General features: G+C 65.2%; 18 protein-coding genes. 6 read left to right on the top strand and 12 right to left on the bottom strand.

Features of this window, described 5'->3' with window-relative positions:
* Positions 1 to 255 precede the first annotated feature (255 nt).
* The 4 genes from PAN31108_RS03415 to argS all read right to left on the bottom strand — a co-directional run bounded on the left by PAN31108_RS03415 (position 256) and on the right by argS (position 4645).
* Positions 256 to 1164: an SDR family oxidoreductase gene (locus tag PAN31108_RS03415; protein WP_150667497.1), complete on the bottom strand. Its 909-nt coding sequence runs from the start codon at positions 1162 to 1164 to the stop codon at positions 256 to 258.
* A gap of 46 nt (positions 1165 to 1210) precedes the next feature.
* Entirely contained in the window at positions 1211 to 1891 is a 681-nt protein-coding gene (locus tag PAN31108_RS03410; RefSeq protein ID WP_150667496.1) for a thiol:disulfide interchange protein DsbA/DsbL, read from the bottom strand.
* 245 nt (positions 1892 to 2136) lie between these two features.
* Entirely contained in the window at positions 2137 to 2820 is a 684-nt protein-coding gene (locus PAN31108_RS03405) for an SPOR domain-containing protein (RefSeq protein ID WP_150667495.1), read from the bottom strand.
* Between the two features lie 61 nt (positions 2821 to 2881).
* Positions 2882 to 4645 carry an arginine--tRNA ligase gene (argS, locus tag PAN31108_RS03400; protein ID WP_150667494.1) on the bottom strand — a complete coding sequence of 588 codons (1764 nt, stop codon included), beginning with the start codon at positions 4643 to 4645 and terminating at the stop codon, positions 2882 to 2884.
* A gap of 152 nt (positions 4646 to 4797) precedes the next feature.
* Between argS and PAN31108_RS03395 the strand changes: the two genes are divergently transcribed.
* The gene (locus tag PAN31108_RS03395; RefSeq protein WP_150667493.1) at positions 4798 to 5124 is read left to right on the top strand and encodes a DUF1840 domain-containing protein; all 327 of its coding nucleotides are present in this window, start codon (positions 4798 to 4800) and stop codon (positions 5122 to 5124) included.
* A 311-nt stretch (positions 5125 to 5435) separates the two neighbouring features.
* On the opposite strand, the gene PAN31108_RS03390 is transcribed toward PAN31108_RS03395, so the two are convergent.
* From PAN31108_RS03390 to PAN31108_RS03375, 4 genes are all read right to left on the bottom strand, one after another.
* The gene (locus tag PAN31108_RS03390) at positions 5436 to 5771 is read right to left on the bottom strand and encodes a hypothetical protein (RefSeq protein ID WP_150667492.1); all 336 of its coding nucleotides are present in this window, start codon (positions 5769 to 5771) and stop codon (positions 5436 to 5438) included.
* Positions 5772 to 5979: 208 nt separating this feature from the next.
* On the bottom strand, positions 5980 to 6690 hold the full coding sequence (locus tag PAN31108_RS03385; protein WP_150667839.1) for an MgtC/SapB family protein: 711 nt from the start codon (positions 6688 to 6690) through the stop codon (positions 5980 to 5982).
* Positions 6691 to 7074: 384 nt separating this feature from the next.
* The gene (gene metH / locus PAN31108_RS03380) at positions 7075 to 9816 is read right to left on the bottom strand and encodes a methionine synthase (RefSeq protein ID WP_150667491.1); all 2742 of its coding nucleotides are present in this window, start codon (positions 9814 to 9816) and stop codon (positions 7075 to 7077) included.
* A 180-nt stretch (positions 9817 to 9996) separates the two neighbouring features.
* Positions 9997 to 11091, bottom strand: coding sequence for a homocysteine S-methyltransferase family protein (locus PAN31108_RS03375; RefSeq protein ID WP_150667490.1), 1095 nt, complete (start codon positions 11089 to 11091; stop codon positions 9997 to 9999).
* A 144-nt stretch (positions 11092 to 11235) separates the two neighbouring features.
* Between PAN31108_RS03375 and PAN31108_RS03370 the strand changes: the two genes are divergently transcribed.
* A complete protein-coding gene (locus tag PAN31108_RS03370; RefSeq protein ID WP_150667489.1) occupies positions 11236 to 11628 on the top strand; it encodes a rhodanese-like domain-containing protein in 393 nt (130 codons plus the stop codon).
* 132 nt (positions 11629 to 11760) lie between these two features.
* Here PAN31108_RS03370 and PAN31108_RS03365 read toward each other — a convergent pair whose 3' ends face one another.
* The 4 genes from PAN31108_RS03365 to PAN31108_RS03350 form a co-directional block, all read right to left on the bottom strand.
* Positions 11761 to 12018 (bottom strand): BTH_I0359 family protein, encoded by a 258-nt coding sequence (locus tag PAN31108_RS03365; RefSeq protein WP_044453626.1) that lies wholly within the window; start codon positions 12016 to 12018, stop codon positions 11761 to 11763.
* Positions 12019 to 12211: 193 nt separating this feature from the next.
* Positions 12212 to 13006 (bottom strand): alpha/beta fold hydrolase, encoded by a 795-nt coding sequence (locus tag PAN31108_RS03360; RefSeq protein WP_150667488.1) that lies wholly within the window; start codon positions 13004 to 13006, stop codon positions 12212 to 12214.
* Positions 13007 to 13348: 342 nt separating this feature from the next.
* Entirely contained in the window at positions 13349 to 14371 is a 1023-nt protein-coding gene (locus PAN31108_RS03355) for a DUF3108 domain-containing protein (RefSeq protein ID WP_150667487.1), read from the bottom strand.
* Between the two features lie 394 nt (positions 14372 to 14765).
* Positions 14766 to 15641: an IclR family transcriptional regulator gene (locus PAN31108_RS03350; RefSeq protein ID WP_150667486.1), complete on the bottom strand. Its 876-nt coding sequence runs from the start codon at positions 15639 to 15641 to the stop codon at positions 14766 to 14768.
* A 181-nt stretch (positions 15642 to 15822) separates the two neighbouring features.
* Between PAN31108_RS03350 and PAN31108_RS03345 the strand changes: the two genes are divergently transcribed.
* The 4 genes from PAN31108_RS03345 to PAN31108_RS03330 all read left to right on the top strand — a co-directional run bounded on the left by PAN31108_RS03345 (position 15823) and on the right by PAN31108_RS03330 (position 20428).
* Positions 15823 to 16809, top strand: coding sequence for a fumarylacetoacetate hydrolase family protein (locus PAN31108_RS03345; protein ID WP_150667485.1), 987 nt, complete (start codon positions 15823 to 15825; stop codon positions 16807 to 16809).
* 350 nt (positions 16810 to 17159) lie between these two features.
* Complete coding sequence (locus PAN31108_RS03340; RefSeq protein WP_150667484.1) at positions 17160 to 18311, top strand: ABC transporter substrate-binding protein; 1152 nt, start codon at positions 17160 to 17162, stop codon at positions 18309 to 18311.
* 146 nt (positions 18312 to 18457) lie between these two features.
* Positions 18458 to 19279, top strand: a complete 822-nt coding sequence (locus PAN31108_RS03335) for an enoyl-CoA hydratase/isomerase family protein (protein WP_150667483.1) — start codon at positions 18458 to 18460, stop codon at positions 19277 to 19279.
* A gap of 165 nt (positions 19280 to 19444) precedes the next feature.
* On the top strand, positions 19445 to 20428 hold the full coding sequence (locus tag PAN31108_RS03330) for a PhaM family polyhydroxyalkanoate granule multifunctional regulatory protein (RefSeq protein WP_150667482.1): 984 nt from the start codon (positions 19445 to 19447) through the stop codon (positions 20426 to 20428).
* Positions 20429 to 20559 lie beyond the last annotated feature (131 nt).

The raw sequence follows: 20559 nt of genomic DNA, 5'->3' as shown, positions 1-20559 counted from the left end.
ATGTCCGAGCGCGGTCTGCGTGAGTGGCGTGGGGGATGGGTGGCGTGGGCGGTGGGAGCGGTGTGAGCCGCCTGAGCGACCGCGCTACCCCGCTACCCCGCTACCGCGTGCAGACCTGTCGCGGCACGGCGGCCCCCGTCGCGTCGATCCTGAGGGGGCCTTGCCGTTCCTTACTGTGCCCTACTGTGCCTTACCGCACCTTACCGCACCTTGTCGCAACGTACCGCCGCATGCTGCGCCGGACCGGCCTGACGCTCAGCCGTTGCGGCTTGTCTCGTCGTTGTCCGTTTGGGTTTGCACCGCGCCTGCCGCTTTCGTCGCTTCCGCTGCTTCCGCTGCTTCCGCTGCTTCCGCTGCTTCGTGCGCCTCGCGCGCCTGCCGCTGCGCCATCGTCGGTTTGCGGGGCGCACGTGCAAACAGCATATCGTAGAGCCAGCGCGGCAGCCGCCGCATGGCACACGCCACGATACCCATCTGCCAAGGCAGCACTACGAAACGTTTGCGGCCCGCAATCGCCGCTGCCGCTTTGCGGGCGAACTTGTCCGCATCCATCAGGAACGGCATCGGGAAGGGATTGCCGTCCGTCATCGGCGTCCGGATGTAGCCCGGCGCGATCGTCACCACGGCGACCTTGTCGGCGCGCAACTCGACCCGCAGGCTTTCCAGATAAGTCATCGCCGCCGCCTTGGACGCGCTGTACGCCCCATGCCCGGGCAGTCCGCGCACTCCCGCCACGCTGCCGATGCCCACGAGCGTGCCGCGCTTGCGCTCGCGCATGGGGGCGACGAAGGGGCTGAACGTGGCGACCATCGCCGTCCAGTTCGTCTCCATGACGGCGGCGAAGTGAGGCAGGTCCGCCGGGTCTTCCGTGTTCACGCCATGGCTGATGCCGGCATTGGCGATCACGATATCGGGCACGCCGTGACGCGACATGAAGTCGCCGGCGGCGGCGCGCAGCGCGAGGGCGTCGCGCACGTCGAGTGCATAACAATGCACGGCGTGCGGATGCGGCAGCGTTGCCGCCAGCTCGGTGAGTGCGTCGCCGCGCCGGCCGACGAGACCCAGAATCGCACCCTGCGCCGCATAGTGACGCGCGAGCGCCTGCCCCAGCCCGCTTGACGCGCCGGTGATGAAGACCTTCGGTGATGTCGTATGTGTGGCCATATAACGCAAAAGCCCGGCCGGGGCCGGGCTTTGTGAGCGGCGAAGCTTACATCTTCTTCGCGCGGATCTGATTGATGATCGAGTCGGCCGTCTTGAGCGCTGCATCGAACGTCTGCTGTTCGCTCGTGGCCGGCTTGCCGGCCTTTTGCAGCGCGTCGCCCGAGGTGGCCGGCGAGACGAGGTACTTGCCCTGAATCGCGATCGTCGGCACGCCGTCGATCTTGTAGTCCTGCCACGTCTTGTTGGCCGTCTTCACGCTGGTCGCCGTCGAGAAGCCGTTGTAGGCGTCCATGTACTTCTGCTTGTCGATGCCGAACTGCGCGAGGAAGTCGGCTTGCTGCTGCGGGGTGAGCAGATAGTTGTGCTTGACGTGGATTTCGTTGAAGACCTTCGGCGTGAGTTCGGCTTCACGGCCGAGCGCCGTCAGCGCGAAGAACATGCGCGTGTGCGGTTCGAACCGGTCCTGGAAGGCGACCGGCACGCGCTTGAACACCACGTCCTTGCCCTGGGCCTTGACCCACTTCTCCAGCGTCGGCTCGAGCGCATTGCAATGCGGGCAGCCGTACCAGAAGAATTCGGTCACTTCGATCTTGCCGGGACCCGCCGACGTCGGCTGTTGCGCAATCGTCAGATAGTCGGTCCCCGAGACCGGTGCTTCAGGCGAGGCCGAGGCGACACCCGAGAGGAAACCGAAAGAAATCAGTACGGCACCAAGAAGTTTTTTCATGATCGTTGTGTAGGAGTGAGGCGGACGCGCCGTTCATCGGTGAGCGACGCACCCGCGAAACCATATCCCGGATTCAGGCAAATTAGCCAGTGCATATGACCGGTGTTGCGCCGCCGGGTTCAACGTCCCGTTCGTTTGGCGAACGCAGGCCCGATGATGCGGCCTTTTGCGGTGCGTTGCCCGGTCCTGAGGGTTCGTCAGGGAAAACAAAAGGCGTTGCCCTTACGGTGCAACGCCTTTCGCGCTCATTGCTTCGTGAAACGGATGACTGCCGTGTCGTAGCCGCCGTCCTGCAGGCGCTGACGCACGTGGTTCATCTCGTCGAGCTTGCCGTACGGGCCGAGACGCACGCGGAACAGCGTCAGACCGTTGGCGTCTCGCTGCGTGACCTTCGCTTCGAAGCCCGAGAGAGCCAGCTTGGCGCGCAGTTGTTCGGCGTCGCTCTGCGATTTGAACGCGCCGACTTGCAGGTAATAGCCCGTGCTGGCGTTATCCGTGGCGCTCGCGGGCGGCGTGGTCGGCGGAGCGACCGGTACCGTCGATTTCCCGTTCAGAATGTCGGCCGGCGACGGCTTCGGCTGTGCCGGCGGCGTCGCCGGGGCCGCCGGAGTGGAAGCTGCCTGCGGCGCGACCGGCACCCCCGGCACCAGCGGCGACGACTCGACCGCCGACGCCGTATCCGGCACGGCGGGACCCGACGCGGCGCCCGGCAACGGCGTGCGCGGCTGGAGCGACTTGTTCGGATCCGGTGCCTGCGCCGCCGGCGAATTGTCGGCCGGGCGCGGCGGCGTCTTTTCGACGAACGGCGTCGGCGTCTTCGTGATGTAGAGCGCAACGACGACGGCAACGGCCAGCCCAACGATCAGGCCGAGCACGATGCCCAGAAAAGTACCGCCCCGCTGGCGGGGTGGTCGACGTGTGTTTGCCATCGAGTCGATTCCGTCCTTACAGAGTTCCGATGCGGGTTGCCGTTCGGAGTGGTTGGATAACTTACATCTTGGCCGGGGCCGACACGCCCAGCACGGCAAGCCCGTTGCGCAGCACCTGACGTGTCGCCGCGAGCAGCGCCAGCCGCGCGTGCTTCACGGTGTCGTCGTCCACGAGCACGCGATCCGAGTTGTAGAAGGAGTGGAACGCCCCCGCCAGATCCCGCAGATAGAAGGCCACGGCGTGCGGCGCGAGTTCCTCGGCGGCACGCGTGAGCATGTCCGGGTACTCGGCGAGCAATTGCAGCAGGGCGAGCGCGCGTTCGCTGTCGAGCGGCGCGAGATCGGCGCTGGCCAGCGCGGCTTCGTTGCCGCCCCACTGCGTGAGGATCGAGCAGATACGTGCATGTGCGTATTGCACGTAGTACACCGGGTTTTCGTCGTTCTGTTTGAGCGCGAGGTCCACGTCGAACACGAATTCGGTATCGGCCTTGCGCGAAATTAGGAAGAAGCGCACGGCGTCGCGACCACGGCGCAGCGCGTCTTCACGCGCGACGGGGTCCGTGACCGGCGTCTCGGCCGTAATGCCGCCCGACCATTCGATCAGATCGCGCACCGTCACGTAGCTGCCGGCGCGCTTGGAGATTTTCACCTCTTCGCCGTTGCGCATGACGGTGACCATCTTGTGCAGCACGTAGTCGGGGTAGCCCTTCGGAATGCCGATGCCCAAGGCTTGCAGGCCGGCGCGAACGCGGGCGATGGTGCCATGGTGATCCGAGCCCTGCACGTTGATGACCTGATGGAAGCCGCGATCCCACTTGCGCGTGTGATAGGCAACGTCCGGCACGAAGTACGTGTACGTGCCGTCGGACTTGCGCATCACGCGGTCCTTGTCGTCGCCGTAGTCGGTCGTGCGCAGCCACAGCGCGCCTTCCTGCTCATACGTCACGCCGGCGTCGATGAGCGCCTGCACCGTGCGCTCGACGCTGCCGTCGGCGTACAGCGACGATTCGAGATAGTACTGATCGAAGATGACGCCGAACGTTTGCAGATCGATGTCCTGCTCGCGGCGCAGATACGCCACGGCGAATGCGCGGATCGAGTCGATGTCTTCGATGTCGCCGCTGCCGGTGACGGGCGCGCCATCGGACGCCTGCACGGTCTTGCCGGCGAGGAAGTCCTGCGCGATGTCGCCGATGTAGTCGCCGTTATAGGCCGATTCCGGCCATTCGGCGTCGCCCGGCTTGAAGCCGCGCGCGCGGGCCTGCACCGAGGTGGCGAGCGTCTGGATCTGGACGCCGGCGTCGTTGTAATAGAACTCGCGGTGCACCGGACGGCCTTGTGTGCCGAGCAGCGCCGAGATCGTGTCGCCGAGCGCGGCCTGACGTCCGTGACCCACGTGCAGCGGGCCGGTCGGGTTGGCCGAGACGAACTCGACGAGCACCGGGGTGGCCTCGTTGCTGGCGGCGCGGCGGCCGAAGGCGGCGCCTTCGGTCAGGATCGCGCGGGCGACCGACTGCTTGGCGGCATTGGCCAGACGCAGATTGATGAAGCCCGGGCCGGCGATTTCGACGGCGTCGACGAGACCCTTGGCGCGGGTGTCGGCGAGGATCGCGTCGGCAATCTTCTGGGCCAGCTCGCGCGGGTTGGCGCGCAAGGGCTTGGCGAGTTGCATCGCCACGTTACAGGCCAGATCACCGTGCGCGGCGACTTTCGGGCGTTCGAGCAGGATGACGGGCGCGGCGGGCGCAGTGCCGTCCGCAGGCATCAAGCCGGCGACGACGTCGCCGATCAGCGCGACGAGAGCATTCTTTTGTGCGGGTAGCATTGGCGGGTGTTTCGGGTGCGTCCGGACACGTCCGGACAGGCAGTTGAATCGTCAGCAACGGATTTTAACAGGTGTATGATGAAGTCACGGTACCCCTCCTTGCGTAACAGGGCAGGGACGGCGGTGGTGATAACTCGAATAGGGAGCCAACCATGCTGGTAACGTTCAAGGCGCACGCCTCGCCCACCATCAACATGCTGGAGAATCTCGCCCAATTGCTGCTGGGGATCGTCGGGAAGAAACTCGGCGAGCGCGGCGCGATCGGGTCGGACGAAACGGCGGATGCCATCGCGAAGCTCGAAGCCGCCATTGCGGAAGACACGGCGGCTGCCGACAAGGAAAGCAAAGGCAAGACGTCCGATGAGCGTGATGAGGACAATCGCCTGCGTCTTTCGCAACGCGCCTATCCGCTGCTGAACATGCTCAAGGAAGCACATGCGGAAGGCAGCGCCGTGATGTGGGAGGTCGGCAGTCGCTGACGCCCTGGCTCGCCGCCGGTGTGCCGACAGTATCCCGGCGCAATCGAGTCGATGACACGAAAAAAGCAGGCCCGCAAATCGCGGGCCTGCTTTTTTATCGTCGGTCATGTCCGGCCCGGACTGCCCCCGGGCGAGGGGGGTGGGCCAGGCCCGATGCAGGGCCCGTGCGGTCGCGGTACCGACGGAATGCCATCGCCGGGATGTCCGGCGAGACGACCTAAATGATCGAGAAATGACCGGGAAATGACCGGGAAATGACCGTGATGATGCCGGTGTCGCCACCGGCACATCGTCACCGGCTTCGTGCCACCTTACTGCGCCTTGCCCGGCGCGTTATCCGGGGCGTTCGTGGCGCCATTGCCGGTATTGCCGTTGTTCGGCGTTTTCTTGGTGCTGTGACGCGGCTTCTGCGCCTTCGCATTCGGATGCGGATCCGACGGCGTCATGGTTTGCGCGCCCGGCGTGGGCGCCTGACGCGAATCCGGCGACGCCTGACTCGGCATCGGGGCCGACGGGTCCGTTGTCGTACCGCCGCCAGGGCCGGCTGCGCCGCCGCCCGCCGCACCTTGCGCGAAACTCAGTGCCGATGCGCCGGCGAGGGTCAGGGCGGCGAGGGACGCTGCAATCGAAAAATTCAGCTTCTTCATCAGATGGACTCCTTGGCTTTGCGCTGCACAGGGAAGGAACGGCTGTCGTGCAGGCATCACTTGCGTTAGTGAGATTCCAGTCTAAGAAGCGGTGGCGTGCGGTGCTGTAAGGGTTTGTAATCGAATGTAATTCGACTTTTTCCTGAGGAATGTCCAGGGTTGTCAGAGATATCCGATGATTTTGTCGGACATCCCCCAAGACAAATCATTAGTCATCCGAACGACTCGACCAGAACACCTGATTGACGCCTGGCAGCGTTTCCAGATGATCGGTCAGCGCATCGAGTTCGCCGGCCTTGACGGCCGTCGGCAACAACAGCGCTTCGATTTCGACTTCCGCTTCGCCGAACGGATGAATGTCGAGCGCACGCACCGGATAGTTCGAGGCTTCGAGCCATGCCTCGACCTTATCGAGCACGTCGCGCTGCGTGGTGCGCGCGCAGATGACGGACAATGCGTAACTGGCTTCGGAGGTTGCCTCGTTGATCGGTGCACGGTTGATGCGGTTGACGACCGGCCGCAGCAGCGTATTGGCCGCGAGTACGAATAACGCAACGACCACGGCCTCGATGACCATGCTCGCGCCTGCCGCTGCGCCCACGGCGGCCGACCCCCATAGCGTGGCGGCGGTGTTCAGGCCGCGCACGGACGCACCGTCCTTCATGATGGCGCCTGCACCGAGGAAGCCGACGCCCGATACCACGTACGAGATCACGCGCGTGTCGCCCGGCAGGAGCCGCATCGACAGATCGACGAACGCTGCCGCACCGACGGCCACGAGCACGTTCGTTCGCAGTCCCGCGGTACGTTGTCTGACCTGACGCTCCACACCGATGATCGTGCCGAGGATGAACGCCACGGCGAGCGATATGAGGGTGTTGAGCAGTGGGAGGAGTTGGAAGTTCTGGATGCTGTGCAGGGCTTGCATGGGACGTCTCGACATGAACCGGCGGGTCGGGCAAGAGACCGATCGACGGGGATTCGATAGCGTCGCTCCGCCGCTCGGGGACGGGGGCGACGCGCGTGCAATCGCGCAATGAGCGCACAAGCGGCAAAAGCGGCAAAAGCAGCAAAAGCAGCAAAAGCAGCAAAAGCAGCCGTCAGGGCGCTCGGATGCGCCCAGCGCTCGACAGTAGGCTGCGGTTACGACAGGGGCGTGACACGCCGGCCATGTTGCGCCGCCGCATTATGGCACCGGGATTCGGTGGGGGGAAGGTGTCTTGCACGGGCGAGGGGCGACATGTTGTTTTTCGTCGCCCCTCACCCGCTCTCTCGCCCCGTCTCCATGACGAGGGAATGCCGATTACGACAGTTGCGGGGCCAGCAGACGGCGCGCCGTGGCTTCGTCCACGCCGGTGCGCTCCATGAAGTCCTCGACCTGGTCGGGACCGATCTTACCGAGGGTGAAGTAGGTGCTGTCCGGGTGCGACAGGTAGAAGCCCGAGACGCTGGCGGCCGGCAGCATGGCGAGCGACTCCGTCACGCTCATACCGACTTCGTGCGCTTGCAGGTACTGGAACATCGGCCCCTTGACCGAGTGTTCCGGGCAGGCGGGATAGCCGGGCGCCGGGCGAATGCCGACATACTTTTCCTTGATGAGCGCGTCGTTATCGAGTTGCTCGTCGGCGGCGTAGCCCCAGAAGTCACGGCGCACGCGCGCGTGCATGCACTCGGCAAAGGCCTCGGCCAGACGGTCGGCCAGCGCCTTGAGCATGATCGCGCTGTAGTCGTCGTGTGTGGCGAGGAAGCCGGCTTCCCGGGCGTCCACCCCCAGTCCTGCCGTCACCGCGAACACGCCGATGTAGTCAGCCACACCGCTGTCCTTCGGCGCGATGAAGTCGGCCAGCGAGCGGTTCGGGCGACGTACGCCGTCCACCACGGGGCGCTCGCTTTGCTGACGCAGGTTGTGCCAGGTGAACGCGACGTCCGAGCGCGATTCGTCGGTGTAGATTTCGATGTCGTCGTCGTTCACCACGTTCGCGGGCAGCATCGCGATCACGGCGTTGGCGGTCAACCAGCGGCCCTTGATCAGACGGTCGAGCATGGCTTTGCCGTCGTCGAACACGCGTTGTGCCGATTCGCCGACGATCGCGTCGGTGAGAATCGCCGGATAGGGGCCGGCGAGATCCCACGTCTGGAAGAACGGACCCCAGTCGATGAATTCCGCGAGTTCGGCCAGATCGTAGTTCTTGAACACACGGCGCCCGATGAACTTCGGCTTGGGCGGCACGTAGCGCGACCAGTCGACCTTGAACTTGTTCTCACGCGCGCTCGCGAGCGAGACCATCGGTGTGGCCTTTCGATTCGCGTGTTGCGCACGCACCCGGTCGTAATCCGTCTTCACCTCTTCGAGGTAGCGTTCGGCGGCTTCGTCGGAGAGCAGGTTCGAGGCGACCGACACCGAGCGCGAGGCGTCCGGCACGTAGATCACCGGGCCCTCGTAGTGCGGCGCGATCTTCACGGCGGTGTGCACGCGCGAGGTCGTGGCCCCGCCGATGAGCAGCGGAATGTTGCGCAAACGGAAGTAGTCGTCGCGCTGCATCTCCGACGCCACGTACGCCATCTCTTCCAGACTCGGCGTAATCAGTCCCGACAGGCCGATAATGTCCGCGCCTTCTTCCTTCGCCTTGGCGAGGATTTCGGCGCACGGCACCATCACCCCCATGTTGACGACCTCGAAGTTGTTGCACTGAAGCACCACGGTGACGATGTTCTTGCCGATGTCGTGCACGTCGCCCTTGACCGTGGCGATCACGATCTTGCCCTTCGAGCGCACGTCCTCCCCGGCGGCGGCCATGCGCGCTTTTTCTTCCTCGATGAACGGCACGAGATGCGCCACGGCCTGCTTCATCACGCGCGCACTCTTCACCACCTGCGGCAGGAACATCTTGCCCGCGCCGAACAGGTCGCCCACGACGTTCATGCCGTCCATGAGCGGGCCTTCGATGACCTGAATCGGACGACCGCCGGCATCGGCGATCTTCTGACGCACTTCCTCGGTGTCTTCGACGATGAAGGTCGTAATGCCGTGCACCAGCGCGTGCGCGAGACGCGCTTCGACCGGCTGATTGCGCCACTCCAGATTCTCTTCGCGCTTTGCCGCGCCGCCCTTGAAGCGATCGGCGATTTCCAGCAGACGCTCGGTGCTGTCCTCGCGACGATTGAGCACCACGTCTTCCACGCGCTCGCGCAGTTCCGGGTCGAGGTTCTCGTACACGCCGAGCTGGCCGGCGTTGACGATGCCCATGTCCATGCCCGCCTGAATCGCGTGGTACAGGAACACGGTATGGATCGCTTCGCGCACGAGATCGTTGCCGCGGAACGAGAACGAGACGTTCGACACACCGCCGCTGATCTTCGCGCCGGGCAGATGTTGCTTGATCCAGCGTGTGGCGTTGATGAAGTCGACGGCGTAGTTGTTGTGCTCTTCGATGCCGGTGGCGACCGCGAAGATGTTCGGGTCGAAAATGATGTCTTCCGGCGGGAAGCCCACCTCGTCGACCAGCACGCGGTAGCTGCGCTCGCAGATCTCGATCTTGCGCTGGTAGGTGTCGGCCTGGCCCTGCTCGTCGAAGGCCATGACCACGGCCGCCGCGCCGTAGCGGCGAATCCGCCTGGCGTGGTGCACGAAGGCTTCCTTGCCTTCCTTGAGCGAGATCGAGTTGACGATGGCCTTGCCCTGCACGCACTTGAGACCGGCTTCGATCACCTCCCACTTCGACGAGTCGATCATGATCGGCACGCGCGCAATGTCCGGCTCCGAGGCGATCAGGTTCATGAAGCGAACCATCGCGGCCTTGGAGTCGAGCATGGCCTCGTCCATGTTGATGTCGATGACCTGGGCGCCGTTTTCGACCTGCTGGCGCGCGACCGCAAGCGCTTCGTCGAACTGGCCGTTCAGGATCATGCGTGCGAACGCTTTCGAGCCCGTGACGTTGGTACGCTCACCGACGTTCACGAAAAGCGTGCCCGCGCCGATGTTGAAGGGTTCGAGGCCGGACAGGCGCATCGGCGGGACCGACGTTTCGACAGACGTTTGGCTCATGGGGCAATCCGTTCAGTGGTTGGTGCACCGAGCCGCCGCGTTCCTTCCGTGACACCACCGCGATGGCGGCGGGAGGATCGGGCGGGCTGTCGCGTTGTCGGCGACAGCGCCGGTGCGCCGGGCTACGTGCAATCAGTCTTGTGACGCTTGTGAGATGTCAGGCGGGAGACGGTGCGCGGCTCACGCCTCGCCGTCCCCGCCATTGCGATACTGCGACGGCCAGCGGCGCGGCTTCACGCTCGCGAGCGCCTTGGCGATCTCGGCGATGTGCTCCGGCGTGGTGCCGCAGCAGCCGCCGGCCAGATTCACCAGACCGGCCTGTGCAAATTCCTTGAGCAGGCCGGACGTTACGTCGGGCGTCTCATCGAAGCCTGTGTCGCTCATCGGGTTGGGCAGCCCGGCGTTCGGATACACCGATACGTAGGTGTTGCACAGCTTGGCCAGCTCGGCGATGTACGGGCGCATGAGCGTGGCGCCCAGCGCGCAGTTCAGGCCGAACGTGAGCGGGCGGGCGTGACGCAGCGAGTTCCAGAACGCTTCGACGGTCTGACCGGACAGAATCCGCCCGGAGGCGTCCGTCACCGTGCCCGAGATCATGATCGGCAGGATCTCGCCGGTGTCTTCGAACAGTTCGTCGATGGCAAAGAGCGCGGCCTTGGCGTTGAGCGTGTCGAAAATGGTCTCGACGAGGAACAGGTCCACGCCCCCTTCCATCAGCGACTTCGCCTGCGCGTAGTACGCGTCGCGCAACTGATCGAAGTCGACGTTGCGCGCGCCGGGATCGTTGACGTCCGGGCTGATGCTCGCAGTCTTGGGCGTCGGGCCGATGGCGCCGGCGGCAAAACGGGGCTTGTCCGGGGTGCTGAACGCCGCGCATGCTTCGCGGGCCAGACGCGCCGACTCCCGGTTCATCTCGTCGGCCAGATCTTCCATGTGGTAGTCGGCCTGTGCGATCGTCGTCGCCCCGAAGGTGTTCGTCTCGATGATATCGGCGCCGGCGGCCAGATACTGGCGGTGGATCTCGCTGATGACGTCCGGGCGCGTAAGCGAGAGCAGCTCGTTGTTGCCCTTCACGTCGTGCGCGAAGGCGGCGAAACGCTCGCCCCGGTATTGCGCTTCGTCCAGCTTGTAGCGCTGAATCATCGTTCCCATCGCCCCGTCCAGAATCAGGATGCGCTTTTCGAGCAGGGCAGGCAGGGCCTGACCGCGCGTGTATTGCCGTGCACTCGACGCTACTGGCAGTGCGCTTGCGGCGGATGGGGTTGCGGTGGTCATGACGGACGTCGCCTTGGAGTGGCCGGAAAACCTATAATTGTAATGGTTTTCGTGAATGTCGCCCGCGTCCCGATGCCCCATAGGGCGGCTGTCGGACGCCCGCCGGGCGGCGCCGTCCAACTTTCCCGAAGTTTTGTCGACGAAATGGAATTTTTGCTCCCGAGCGCCGCTCACAAGTTCCTTCAAGCCCATGCCAATGCGCTGTTCGTGGATTGCCGCAGCGAAATGGAACATTTGTTCGTCGGCCATCCGGTCGGGGCGATCCACGTGGCGTGGAACGACGGCCCGGACTGGGAGATCAACCCGCACTTCGTGCAAAGCGTGCGCAAGCTGGCGGGGGCGGGGGGCGAGCGTCCCGTGATGCTCATCTGCCGTAGCGGCAATCGCAGCATGGCGGCCGGCGAGGCGCTGGAGGCGGCCGGCTTTCTGAATGTCTACGGGGTGCTGCACGGCTTCGAAGGCGATCTGGACGCCACGCACCACCGCAATGCCGTCAACGGCTGGCGTTTCGACGGGTTGCCCTGGCAGCAGTGCTGAGCATTGCGCCGCGCCGCCATGCCGGGGCTCAAGCCTGACAGGCGGTCGGATTCTCGCCCCATGAAAAAACCCTCGCCGAAGCGAGGGTTTTTCGTGTGGCTGCACCGCGTAGGGTGATGTCCGAAGCGGGCATCAATGGAGCACGACCGGATTCGTCATGAAGTTGTCGAACTGACCGAGGAATTCGTCGACTTCGTCCTCGGAAGGCTCGGAGGCAATCAGCTTCTGCACTTCTTCACGGAATTGCCGGGCAAGCGAGCCGTCGAGAAAAATCTCGCGGCCTGCGGTCTTGTCCACGATTTCATAGCCACCGGCGGACAGCGAGTGATTGCCGTTATCGGCGGCAAACTCAACGACACAGTAGTTCGGGCTGTTGTAAATCATGAGCATGGCAACTCTCCTGGTGTTCCTGCATGGTCCTTGCTAACCCACATAGGGGCGACGCGGCGCGATTTCAAGAGGCAGTGCCCCATGATTCGCTTATCGGCACACCGGCTGACGAATTCAATGGTTTTGGCCCTCCTTTTATCAAAGGTCCCGCTTCAAGACCCGCAAGTTCCACATTTTTCCCATTTTGCAGGTTTCAGACGTTAGATGCAGTCCCTTGCAAAAATGTTGCAAGGGCTTTCGTTACGAACTGTTTCTGCTCGACGATCGACAGGTGCGCAGCGTCGGGCACAATTTCCAGATGGGCGCCGGCGATCCCGCTGGCGATGCGCCGGGCCACGGCAGGGGGTGTCGAGGGATCGTTTTCCCCGACGAGCACCAGCGTAGGCGTTTCGATTTCGGACAACCGTGATCGCACGTCGAACGCCGCGAGCGCCTCGCACGCGGCGGCAAAGCCTTCCGGATCGGCGTGCGCGACGAGCGAACGAATGCGTTCGGCCGTCTGGGGATGATGTTTGCGAAAACGCTCGCCCAGCCAGCGCTCGAGCGTGCCGGCAGCGAGCTCCTTCATGCCGTGCGCACGGGCTTTCGCGGCACGTTCGAGGAAGCTTTGCGCGTCGGCGTCGTCATAGCCGGCGGTGGTGTCGATCAGCGTCAGGCTGGCGATCCGCTCGGGGGCGTCCAGCGCCACTTGCTGGGCGACGGCACCGCCCATCGAAATGCCGACGAAATGCGTACGCGGGATTTCCAGTGAACTCAGCAGCGCCGTGGCATCGGCGGCCAGTTGTTCGACGGAGTATGGGCCGCGCGTGACATCGCTCCGTCCGTGGCCACGGCTGTCGTAGCGCAATACCCGGAAGTGTGCCGCCAAATCGGGCACCAGATCGTCCCAGACGGTGAGGTCGGCGCCCAGCGGATGCGCCAGCGTCACCCAAGGTCCATGGCCGTCTACCGCGTAATGAATCGATGCGCCGTTGGCACTGACTTTCATGAGTGGCCCCCTGGGGTCGTCATTACGTTGCGAGATGGTGTCGTCGGGCGTTGTCGTCGGGCGTCGAGGCTGATCAGGTGTCGAAGATACTGCTGAGGCGACATGATGCTGTCGGAATGATCCTGATTATGTCAGGAAGATCAGGATCTTGCCGAGCGTTTCGTCGTGGTTGGGCAACACCGTGCCGCATACCCGCATCACGCCTGCATCGCTCGAAATTCTAAGCAATCGCAAGGCGTTTGCAAGGCGTTTCTCAGGGGTGGAAAACCCTGTGTGTCGTCGGGAATCGTCACGCCTGGCCGAGCGTCGTCGCGCCGAACGTCGTAGCCCTCGCCGCCCTGATCACTGCGCCGATTTCTCCGTGAAGATCAGCTCGAACTCCGTGCCCGACGGTTCCGTCTGTCTGACCCGAACCGGCAGCCAGTCGAGGGACGGCGCGAGCCAGATGTCCACACGTCGCTCGTCGCCCGACTTGCGCGGCAGGCGCCTGAAGTGACGCGTCTCCACATAGCCCCTCGGCGTTTGCAGGGTCTCGCTGCCGACATACTGCACCGGCCACACCTCGCTGCTGTCCGTATCGGCCACCGTGAACTCGTGCGTCACGCCAACCTGGGTATAGCGCTCGGGGTTGCCCCGGGCGTAGCCCGCCAGTTGCATCATCACGCTGAAGCGGTCCTGCGCACCGGGGGCGAGCGGCACGGATTGCCCGGAGCGAGAGAAATGCAGCGTGGGGGCGGCGTCGCGCCGGAAGTCGGTGACGTATTCGGCGCGGCGTCCGCGCTTTTCCACATAACGGGACGGGGCGATGCCATTGGCGTCGTACCCGCCTTCGCTGATGAACTCGAACGTGCCGAAAAAGATGATCGGCACCGAAATGCGCAACTGGTAATGCCCGTTCTGGTTCACCCAATGCAGTTGTCCCGTCTGATTGCGCACGCCGTTCATGAGCGCGTCGTACGTCAACGTGACGGACGGCGGCGGGGCGAACTTGTCGCCGTTCGCCGCGGCGGCGGTGAGCGGAACACCCGGCGGCGCAGCGGCTTCGGAGGCCTTCGCACCGGCGGTGTCGCCCGCGCCCGCCACGGTCTCCGACGCCGCCTGCGGTCCGGGCGTGTCGGCGGTCGCCGGCGCGGCAAGCGTGTCGGGCGGGGCGGGCGGGGCGGTGACGGGGGGAGCAGGTTTGGGTGGACGCGGCTTGGCCACCGGCTTGGGCGTTGGCGGTGCAGGCGGGGAGGGCGGTGCGACCGGCGTGAGCGGGATGAGCGTGATCGGAATGCTCGGTATCGGCGTGTCGTCGAGCCTCGTCCGATGGCTCGCGACCCACAGCGCTAGGCACAGGTGCGCGATGATCACCGTCGTGAGCACGCCCGCCCGCAGCCCCCAGCGTCTGCCGGACCTCGCTCCCCGCGACGGCGTCGAGCGCTTCGGTGCGGGCGATCTGGGCGATCTCTGTGACGGGGGCGACGGGGGCGATGTGGGCAACGAGGGCAACCCGGGCGACGATGGCACCCCCGTCTCCGAAGCCCCGGGCGAAGCCGGGCCGACCGGGTTCGGCGGCGCGTCGGACGCGGCGTGGCGAGAGGAGTCGGGCGAGCTGGGCGGGCGCGAAGACACGAGAATCGATGGGTCAAAACGTCGGGACGTCAGGACGTCGGGACCTTCAGGATCGCACATTGAGATGAATTCGGTTCGACACCGCGCGTCCCGCGTCGTTCATCGCGCAGCGCGCGGCGTTGGGCCTCCCCGCGCAGCGCCCGATTCAGCGTGCGTTCCCGGGCGCGTGCGCATGCCCGAGATCGGCCGACAGATTTTGGGCGAGCGTGCGCAGTGCGGTGTCGATCGGGCCGCCCCAACTCGCATCGAATCGACTCTCCGGACCGAGCGCCATCAGGCCCATGACGAGTTGTCCCGTGGCGTCGAACACCGGCATGCAGAACGCGTTGACGGACGGCAGGACAGTGCCTTCCACGCGCGCGGCCCGGTGCGCCCGCACATCGTCGAGCACGGCCTCGTATTGCGCCCGCGTGGCAGGCAGATGGTGGCGCGACGCATGCTGAAGATCGGCCAGCGCCGCATCGATGAGCGGTGCCGTCTGACGCTCGGGGAGATAGGCGGCGAACAGGCGGCCGGCGGCGGATTCGAGCATGGGCATGACATCGCCCAGACGCAACGGCACACGCATCGGAAACGTCGATTCGAGCCAGTGCACGACGGTCGGTCCCTGATTGCCCCAGACAGCGAGGCCTACGGTCTGGTCGATGGCGTCGCGCAGTTCGGACAGGGCGAAGCGCGCGGCCTTGAAGGCATCGATGCGCGCGAGATGCGCGAGCCCCATGCGCAGCGTGAACGGGCCGAGGTCGTAACGTCCGCTGACCGGATCCTGCAAGATGAGACCGAGCCGCTGGAAGCTCACGAGATAACGGTGCGCCTTGGCGGGATTCATGCCCGCAGCATGCGCGAGGTCGCGCAGCATCATCGCATTGGATGCTTCGGTCAGCACTTCGATCAGACGAAAGCCCACTTCGATGGACTGAATGCCCGAGCGGGTTTTCTCCTCGTCCGGCGCTGCGGTGTGGGCGTCGCCGTCTTGTTCGCTATCGCGACGGGAATCGTTGTCGTGTTCAGGCGCTGTCATGTGTCTCTGTCGTTGTTATCGTGGCCGCTCGCTGCCCGCAACTGTCGCTGTGATTGTCGCCGGCCCGGCGTCTCCGGGCTGCCGACGATACCCTCGGGTAGAATTCCCGGCTTCAAGCGCCATTCTATCGGGCCTGCCTCGTCGGGTCCGGATCCTGAACCCGCTCGCAGACTCCATTGCCATGAAACTCGCTACCCGTAAGGACGGCACCCGCGACGGCCAGTTGATCGTCGTCTCGCGCGACCTGTCGACCGCCTGCATTGCCGACGCCATCGCTCCCACGCTGCAACGCGTGCTCGACGACTGGACGTTCTACGCGCCGCAACTGCATTCGCTCTACACCGAACTCAACCATGGCCGTGCGCGCAATACTTTCGCGTTCGACCCGGCCGAGTGCATGGCGCCGTTGCCGCGCGCGTACCAATGGGCCGACGGCTCGGCCTACGTGAATCATGTCGAACTGGTGCGAAAGGCGCGCGGCGCCGAAATGCCGCCCGAATTCTGGACCGATCCGCTCATGTATCAGGGCGGCAGCGACGACTTTATCGGGCCGACGGACGACATCGTCTGCGCTTCGGAAGACTTCGGCATCGACTTCGAAGCCGAGGTTGCGGTCGTGACATCGGATGTGCCGATGGGCGCGAGCCCGGCCCGCGCGCTCGAAGGCGTGCGTTTGCTGATGCTGGTCAACGATGTGAGCCTGCGTCACCTGATCCCGGCGGAACTGGCCAAGGGCTTCGGCTTCTTCCAGAGCAAGCCGGCCAGCGCCTTCTCGCCGGTGGCCGTCACGCCTGACGAGTTGGGCGACGCATGGCGCGATGGCCGCGTGCATCGTCCGCTCACGGTGAAGTGGAACGACAAGAAGTTCGGCGCGCCGGAGTGCGGCGAGGACATGGTGTTCGATTTCGGCCAGTTGGTGGCGCACGTATGCAAGACGCGCAATGCGCGTGCGGGGACCATCGTCGGCTCGGGCACGATCTCGAACAAGGACCGCAGCCGGGGCAGCGCCTGTATCGCCGAGAAGCGCATGCTGGAGACCCTCGAGACGGGCGCACCGCAGACGGCGTTCATGCGCTACGGCGACCGTGTGCGTATCGAGATGTTCGACGCGCAGGGCAAGACGATCTTCGGCGCGATCGATCAGGCGGTCGCCCCGTTGGACGAGTAAGCGGCGGCGTCCTGCGGCGTCGTGCGGCGCCCTCGTCATCATCGTTCCCCGACTTTCGTCGCCATCACCGTCCGGCGGTGCAAACGACCGACCGTCCGGACGGGAAAATGAACCGGGCCTAACGCCTTGTCCCGCAAGGCGTTGCGGGGTGCCGGACGGTGTCGTCATAGGGTGAACCCGGATATGGCGGGGAATTCCGGCTCCGCTATTCTTTGTCTCCTTGCGTCGGTGCGCACGCCTGGCAGGTTCGTGCACCGGCCCTAACTTTCGCCGGCGCGGCGCGAGGTGTCTGCCCTGAGACATCCGCGTCAGAGAACACCACCAGCGCAGGCCAGACCAGGAGATTTTCCATGCGAAACCCCGTGCGCACTGCCCTGCTGGGTGCGATGTTGCTGGCGTTGGCCGGCGGCGCTGCCGCTCAGGTCAAGATCGGTGTGAGCATTTCGCTCACCGGCCCCGCCGCTTCGCTCGGCCTTCCCGCGCGCGACACGATCAGCATGTTGCCGAAGGAAATCGGCGGCGAGAAGATCGACTACATCGTGCTGGACGACGCGTCCGACACCACGACCGCCGTTCAGAACACCAAGAAGCTCATCTCCGAGAACCGCGTCGACGCCATCATCGGCTCGTCGATCACGCCGAACACGCTGGCGATGCTCGACGTGATCGCCGCCGGCACCACGCCGACGATCTCGCTCGCCTCGTCCGCACGCATCATCGAACCGGTCGACGCCAAGCGTTACTGGATGTTCAAGACGCCGCAGACCGACGCACAGATGGCCTCCGCCATTGCCGAGCATGCGAGCCGTCACGGCGTGAAGACGATGGCGTTCATCGGTCAGGGCGACGCGCTGGGTGAGGCCTTCTACGAGGAAGTCGCCAAGTTCGCCGGCCTGCACAAGATCAAGATGGTCGCGAGCGAGCGCTTCGCCCGCACGGACCCGAGCGTGACCGGCCAGATCCTCAAGATCATGGCGCAGAACCCGGATGCGGTCGTGGTGGGCGCGGCGGGCACGCCGGCCGCCCTGCCGCCGAAGGCGCTCGCCGAGCGCGGCTACAAGGGGCTCGTGTATCACAACCACGGCGTGGGCAATAACGACTTCCTGCGCGTATGCGGCAAGGACTGCAACAACACGTATCTGCCGGCCAGTCCGGTGCTCGTGGCGGCGCAACTGCCGAATGATCACCCGGCCAAGGCCGTGGCGACGGACTACATCAAGAAGTTCGACGCCCGCTACGGTGCCGGCAAAGTGGCCGCTTTCGGCTCGTACGCCTGGGATGCCGGCATTCTGCTGCAACGCGCGATTCCGATCGCGCTCAAGAGCGCCAAGCCTGGCACGCAGGAGTTCCGCAAGGCGCTGCGCGATGCGCTGGAGACGAGCAAGGACGTTCACGTCTCGAACGGCGTCGTCAACATGAGCCCGACCGATCACCTCGGCCTCGATCAGCGCGCCCGCGTGATGGTCAAGATCGACAACGGCAAGTGGGTGATCGCGCCGTAAGGTCGATGACGACAATTTGAATGCCGTAATGCGGGAAGGTCGTTAATGTCTCGCATCGACCTGTTGACCGTCGGCGGCGCTGGCCTTAGTCGGTGCCGCTGTTCCATCCCCGCCTGTGCGGGGATATTTTTTTGGAGCGGTAAGCCATGTCGCAAGACCCGTATCAACACTATCAGTCGCTGCAATTCAAGCGGCATCCGAACGGTGTGCTCGAACTCGTGATGGGCGCCGGTGCAAACAAGAGCGGCCTGTCGACCGCCGATCATCGCATGCATCAGGAATTGGCCGACGTGTGGCGCGACATCGACCGCGACACCGAGACGCGCGCTGTCGTGATTCGCGGCGAAGGCAAAGGGTTCTCGGGCGGCGGCGATCTGGCGCTCGTGGAGGACATGGCCGACGACTTCGCCGTGCGCGCCCGCGTGTGGCGTGAAGCACGCGATCTGGTCTACAACGTGATCAATTGCAGCAAGCCCATCGTCTCGGCGATGCACGGCCCGGCGGTCGGCGCGGGGCTGGTCGCGGGCCTGCTCGCGGATATCTCGATCGCGGCGAAGACCGCCCGCATCATCGACGGACATACGCGTCTTGGCGTGGCGGCGGGCGATCATGCCGCCATCGTCTGGCCGCTGCTGTGCGGCATGGCGAAGGCGAAGTACTACCTGCTGCTGTGCGAGCCGGTGACGGGCGAGGAGGCCGAGCGCATCGGACTCGTGTCGCTCACGGTCGACGAGGCGGACCTGCTGCCCAAGGCGTTCGAGGTGGCCGACAAACTCGCGCGCGGTTCGACGACGGCGATTCGCTGGACGAAGTATGCGCTCAACAACTGGCTGCGCAGTGCGGGACCGTCGTTCGACGCCTCGCTGGCGCTCGAATTCATGGGATTTGCGGGACCGGACGTGCGCGAAGGCATCGCCTCGCTGCGCGAGCGCCGCGCCCCGGACTTCGGCGGCGACGCGCCGTTCTGATGGCACGGCGCGGCATCGCGTGTGGGCGATCGCGACATCCCGGCGCGGGGCGTCCCTTTTTGACACACCACTGGCGCACGCTCGGCGTATGATCGATAGCCATACGCCCCGTGCGCGTGGCTTGACCGACGCGCCGTGCGTCCCCGACCGTGACTGGAGATCGTAATGAGCGATTCGACGAGTGCCATGCCGAACGGCTTCGACATTCTCAAGAAGATGTGGGAGGCGTTCAGCCCGCCCGCGACTTTCACCTCGCCGCTCACGCAGTTGATGCAGAGCGCCGCGCCGTTGCTCGATCCCAACGAAATCGAGAATCGTATCGCCGAGATGCGGGCTGTCGAACAGTGGCTCACGCTCAATCTGAACGTGCTGCGCTCGACCATTCAGGCGTTCGAAGTGCAGCGCGCAACTTACGCGACGCTGCGCGCGTTCGGCACGGGCAACTTCGGTGCGGCCGGCACGGCAGGCGAGACGCACACCGGCGCTGCCGATGCCGGGGATGCCGGAACCGCTCACTTCTGGCGCTCGCCGTTCGCCACGTCGGAGCCTGCGCAGGACGTCGAACCCGAGCCGCAGGCGAGCGCCGACGAGCCGGAGATGCCGCCTGACACCGCATCCGAGACGGACGCGGAGCCGCAAGGCGCCGCCGAGGGCGCAGGTGCGTCGGCGGCGCCCTTCGCGCAGGCGAGCAGCGCTTACGGTGCGCTGGACCCGTCGATGTGGTTCAACGCGATGCGCGCCCAGTTCGACCAGATTGCCGCCGCCGCGCAAGCCGCCGGGGTGTCGGCGGCGCAGATGACGGAAGCCGCCGCCGCGCATATGTCCGAAGCGGCCGCCAAGGCGACGCATGCCGCGACGGGCGCCGCGTCGTCGACGCCTGGCAAGGCGTCGGGGAAGACAGCGGGGAAGACAGCGGGGAATGCGGGAACGGGCGCCCGGAAAACCTCAGCGAAGACCGCCACGAAGACTGCCGCAAAGCGTGCCCCGGCGAGCAAGAAGACGCCGGCGAAATCGGCGGCTGTGAAGACGTCGGCCAAAACGTCCGCTAAAGCGTCGACGAAAACATCGGGCAATGCGAACGACAAGACGAACGACAAGACGGCCAGAGCGCCGGCAGCGACCGGCAAGCAGGCTGCCTGGAAATGGTAAGCCCGGCCCGGGAGCGACTGTCGTCGCAAGCCCGGTGAATCGAACGCCGAGCCGTGTGGGAGGGGTAGCGCAAGCGCCGTTTGACGGGCAGACGCCGGCGGCGTTGGCGCAGGGATTCGCCGACACGCCTG

The sequence above is a fragment of the Pandoraea anhela genome (assembly GCF_902459655.1).
Classification (GTDB): Bacteria; Pseudomonadota; Gammaproteobacteria; order Burkholderiales; family Burkholderiaceae; genus Pandoraea; species Pandoraea anhela.
The sequence above is the reverse complement of the archived record's forward strand: the minus strand, read 5'-3'. Positions and strand labels throughout refer to the sequence as shown.

What these genes read in the sequence shown, in the direction of transcription:
- PAN31108_RS03365 (WP_044453626.1), bottom strand. Translation starts at nt 12,018, where the DNA reads ATGCTCATGATTTACAACAGCCCGAACTACTGTGTCGTTGAGTTTGCC.
- PAN31108_RS03395 (WP_150667493.1), top strand. Translation starts at nt 4,798, where the DNA reads ATGCTGGTAACGTTCAAGGCGCACGCCTCGCCCACCATCAACATGCTG.
- metH (WP_150667491.1), bottom strand. Translation starts at nt 9,816, where the DNA reads ATGAGCCAAACGTCTGTCGAAACGTCGGTCCCGCCGATGCGCCTGTCC.
- argS (WP_150667494.1), bottom strand. Translation starts at nt 4,645, where the DNA reads ATGCTACCCGCACAAAAGAATGCTCTCGTCGCGCTGATCGGCGACGTC.
- PAN31108_RS03410 (WP_150667496.1), bottom strand. Translation starts at nt 1,891, where the DNA reads ATGAAAAAACTTCTTGGTGCCGTACTGATTTCTTTCGGTTTCCTCTCG.
- PAN31108_RS03370 (WP_150667489.1), top strand. Translation starts at nt 11,236, where the DNA reads ATGGAATTTTTGCTCCCGAGCGCCGCTCACAAGTTCCTTCAAGCCCAT.
- PAN31108_RS03330 (WP_150667482.1), top strand. Translation starts at nt 19,445, where the DNA reads ATGAGCGATTCGACGAGTGCCATGCCGAACGGCTTCGACATTCTCAAG.
- PAN31108_RS03415 (WP_150667497.1), bottom strand. Translation starts at nt 1,164, where the DNA reads ATGGCCACACATACGACATCACCGAAGGTCTTCATCACCGGCGCGTCA.
- PAN31108_RS03345 (WP_150667485.1), top strand. Translation starts at nt 15,823, where the DNA reads ATGAAACTCGCTACCCGTAAGGACGGCACCCGCGACGGCCAGTTGATC.
- PAN31108_RS03390 (WP_150667492.1), bottom strand. Translation starts at nt 5,771, where the DNA reads ATGAAGAAGCTGAATTTTTCGATTGCAGCGTCCCTCGCCGCCCTGACC.
- PAN31108_RS03405 (WP_150667495.1), bottom strand. Translation starts at nt 2,820, where the DNA reads ATGGCAAACACACGTCGACCACCCCGCCAGCGGGGCGGTACTTTTCTG.
- PAN31108_RS03340 (WP_150667484.1), top strand. Translation starts at nt 17,160, where the DNA reads ATGCGAAACCCCGTGCGCACTGCCCTGCTGGGTGCGATGTTGCTGGCG.
- PAN31108_RS03350 (WP_150667486.1), bottom strand. Translation starts at nt 15,641, where the DNA reads ATGACAGCGCCTGAACACGACAACGATTCCCGTCGCGATAGCGAACAA.
- PAN31108_RS03360 (WP_150667488.1), bottom strand. Translation starts at nt 13,006, where the DNA reads ATGAAAGTCAGTGCCAACGGCGCATCGATTCATTACGCGGTAGACGGC.
- PAN31108_RS03375 (WP_150667490.1), bottom strand. Translation starts at nt 11,091, where the DNA reads ATGACCACCGCAACCCCATCCGCCGCAAGCGCACTGCCAGTAGCGTCG.
- PAN31108_RS03335 (WP_150667483.1), top strand. Translation starts at nt 18,458, where the DNA reads ATGTCGCAAGACCCGTATCAACACTATCAGTCGCTGCAATTCAAGCGG.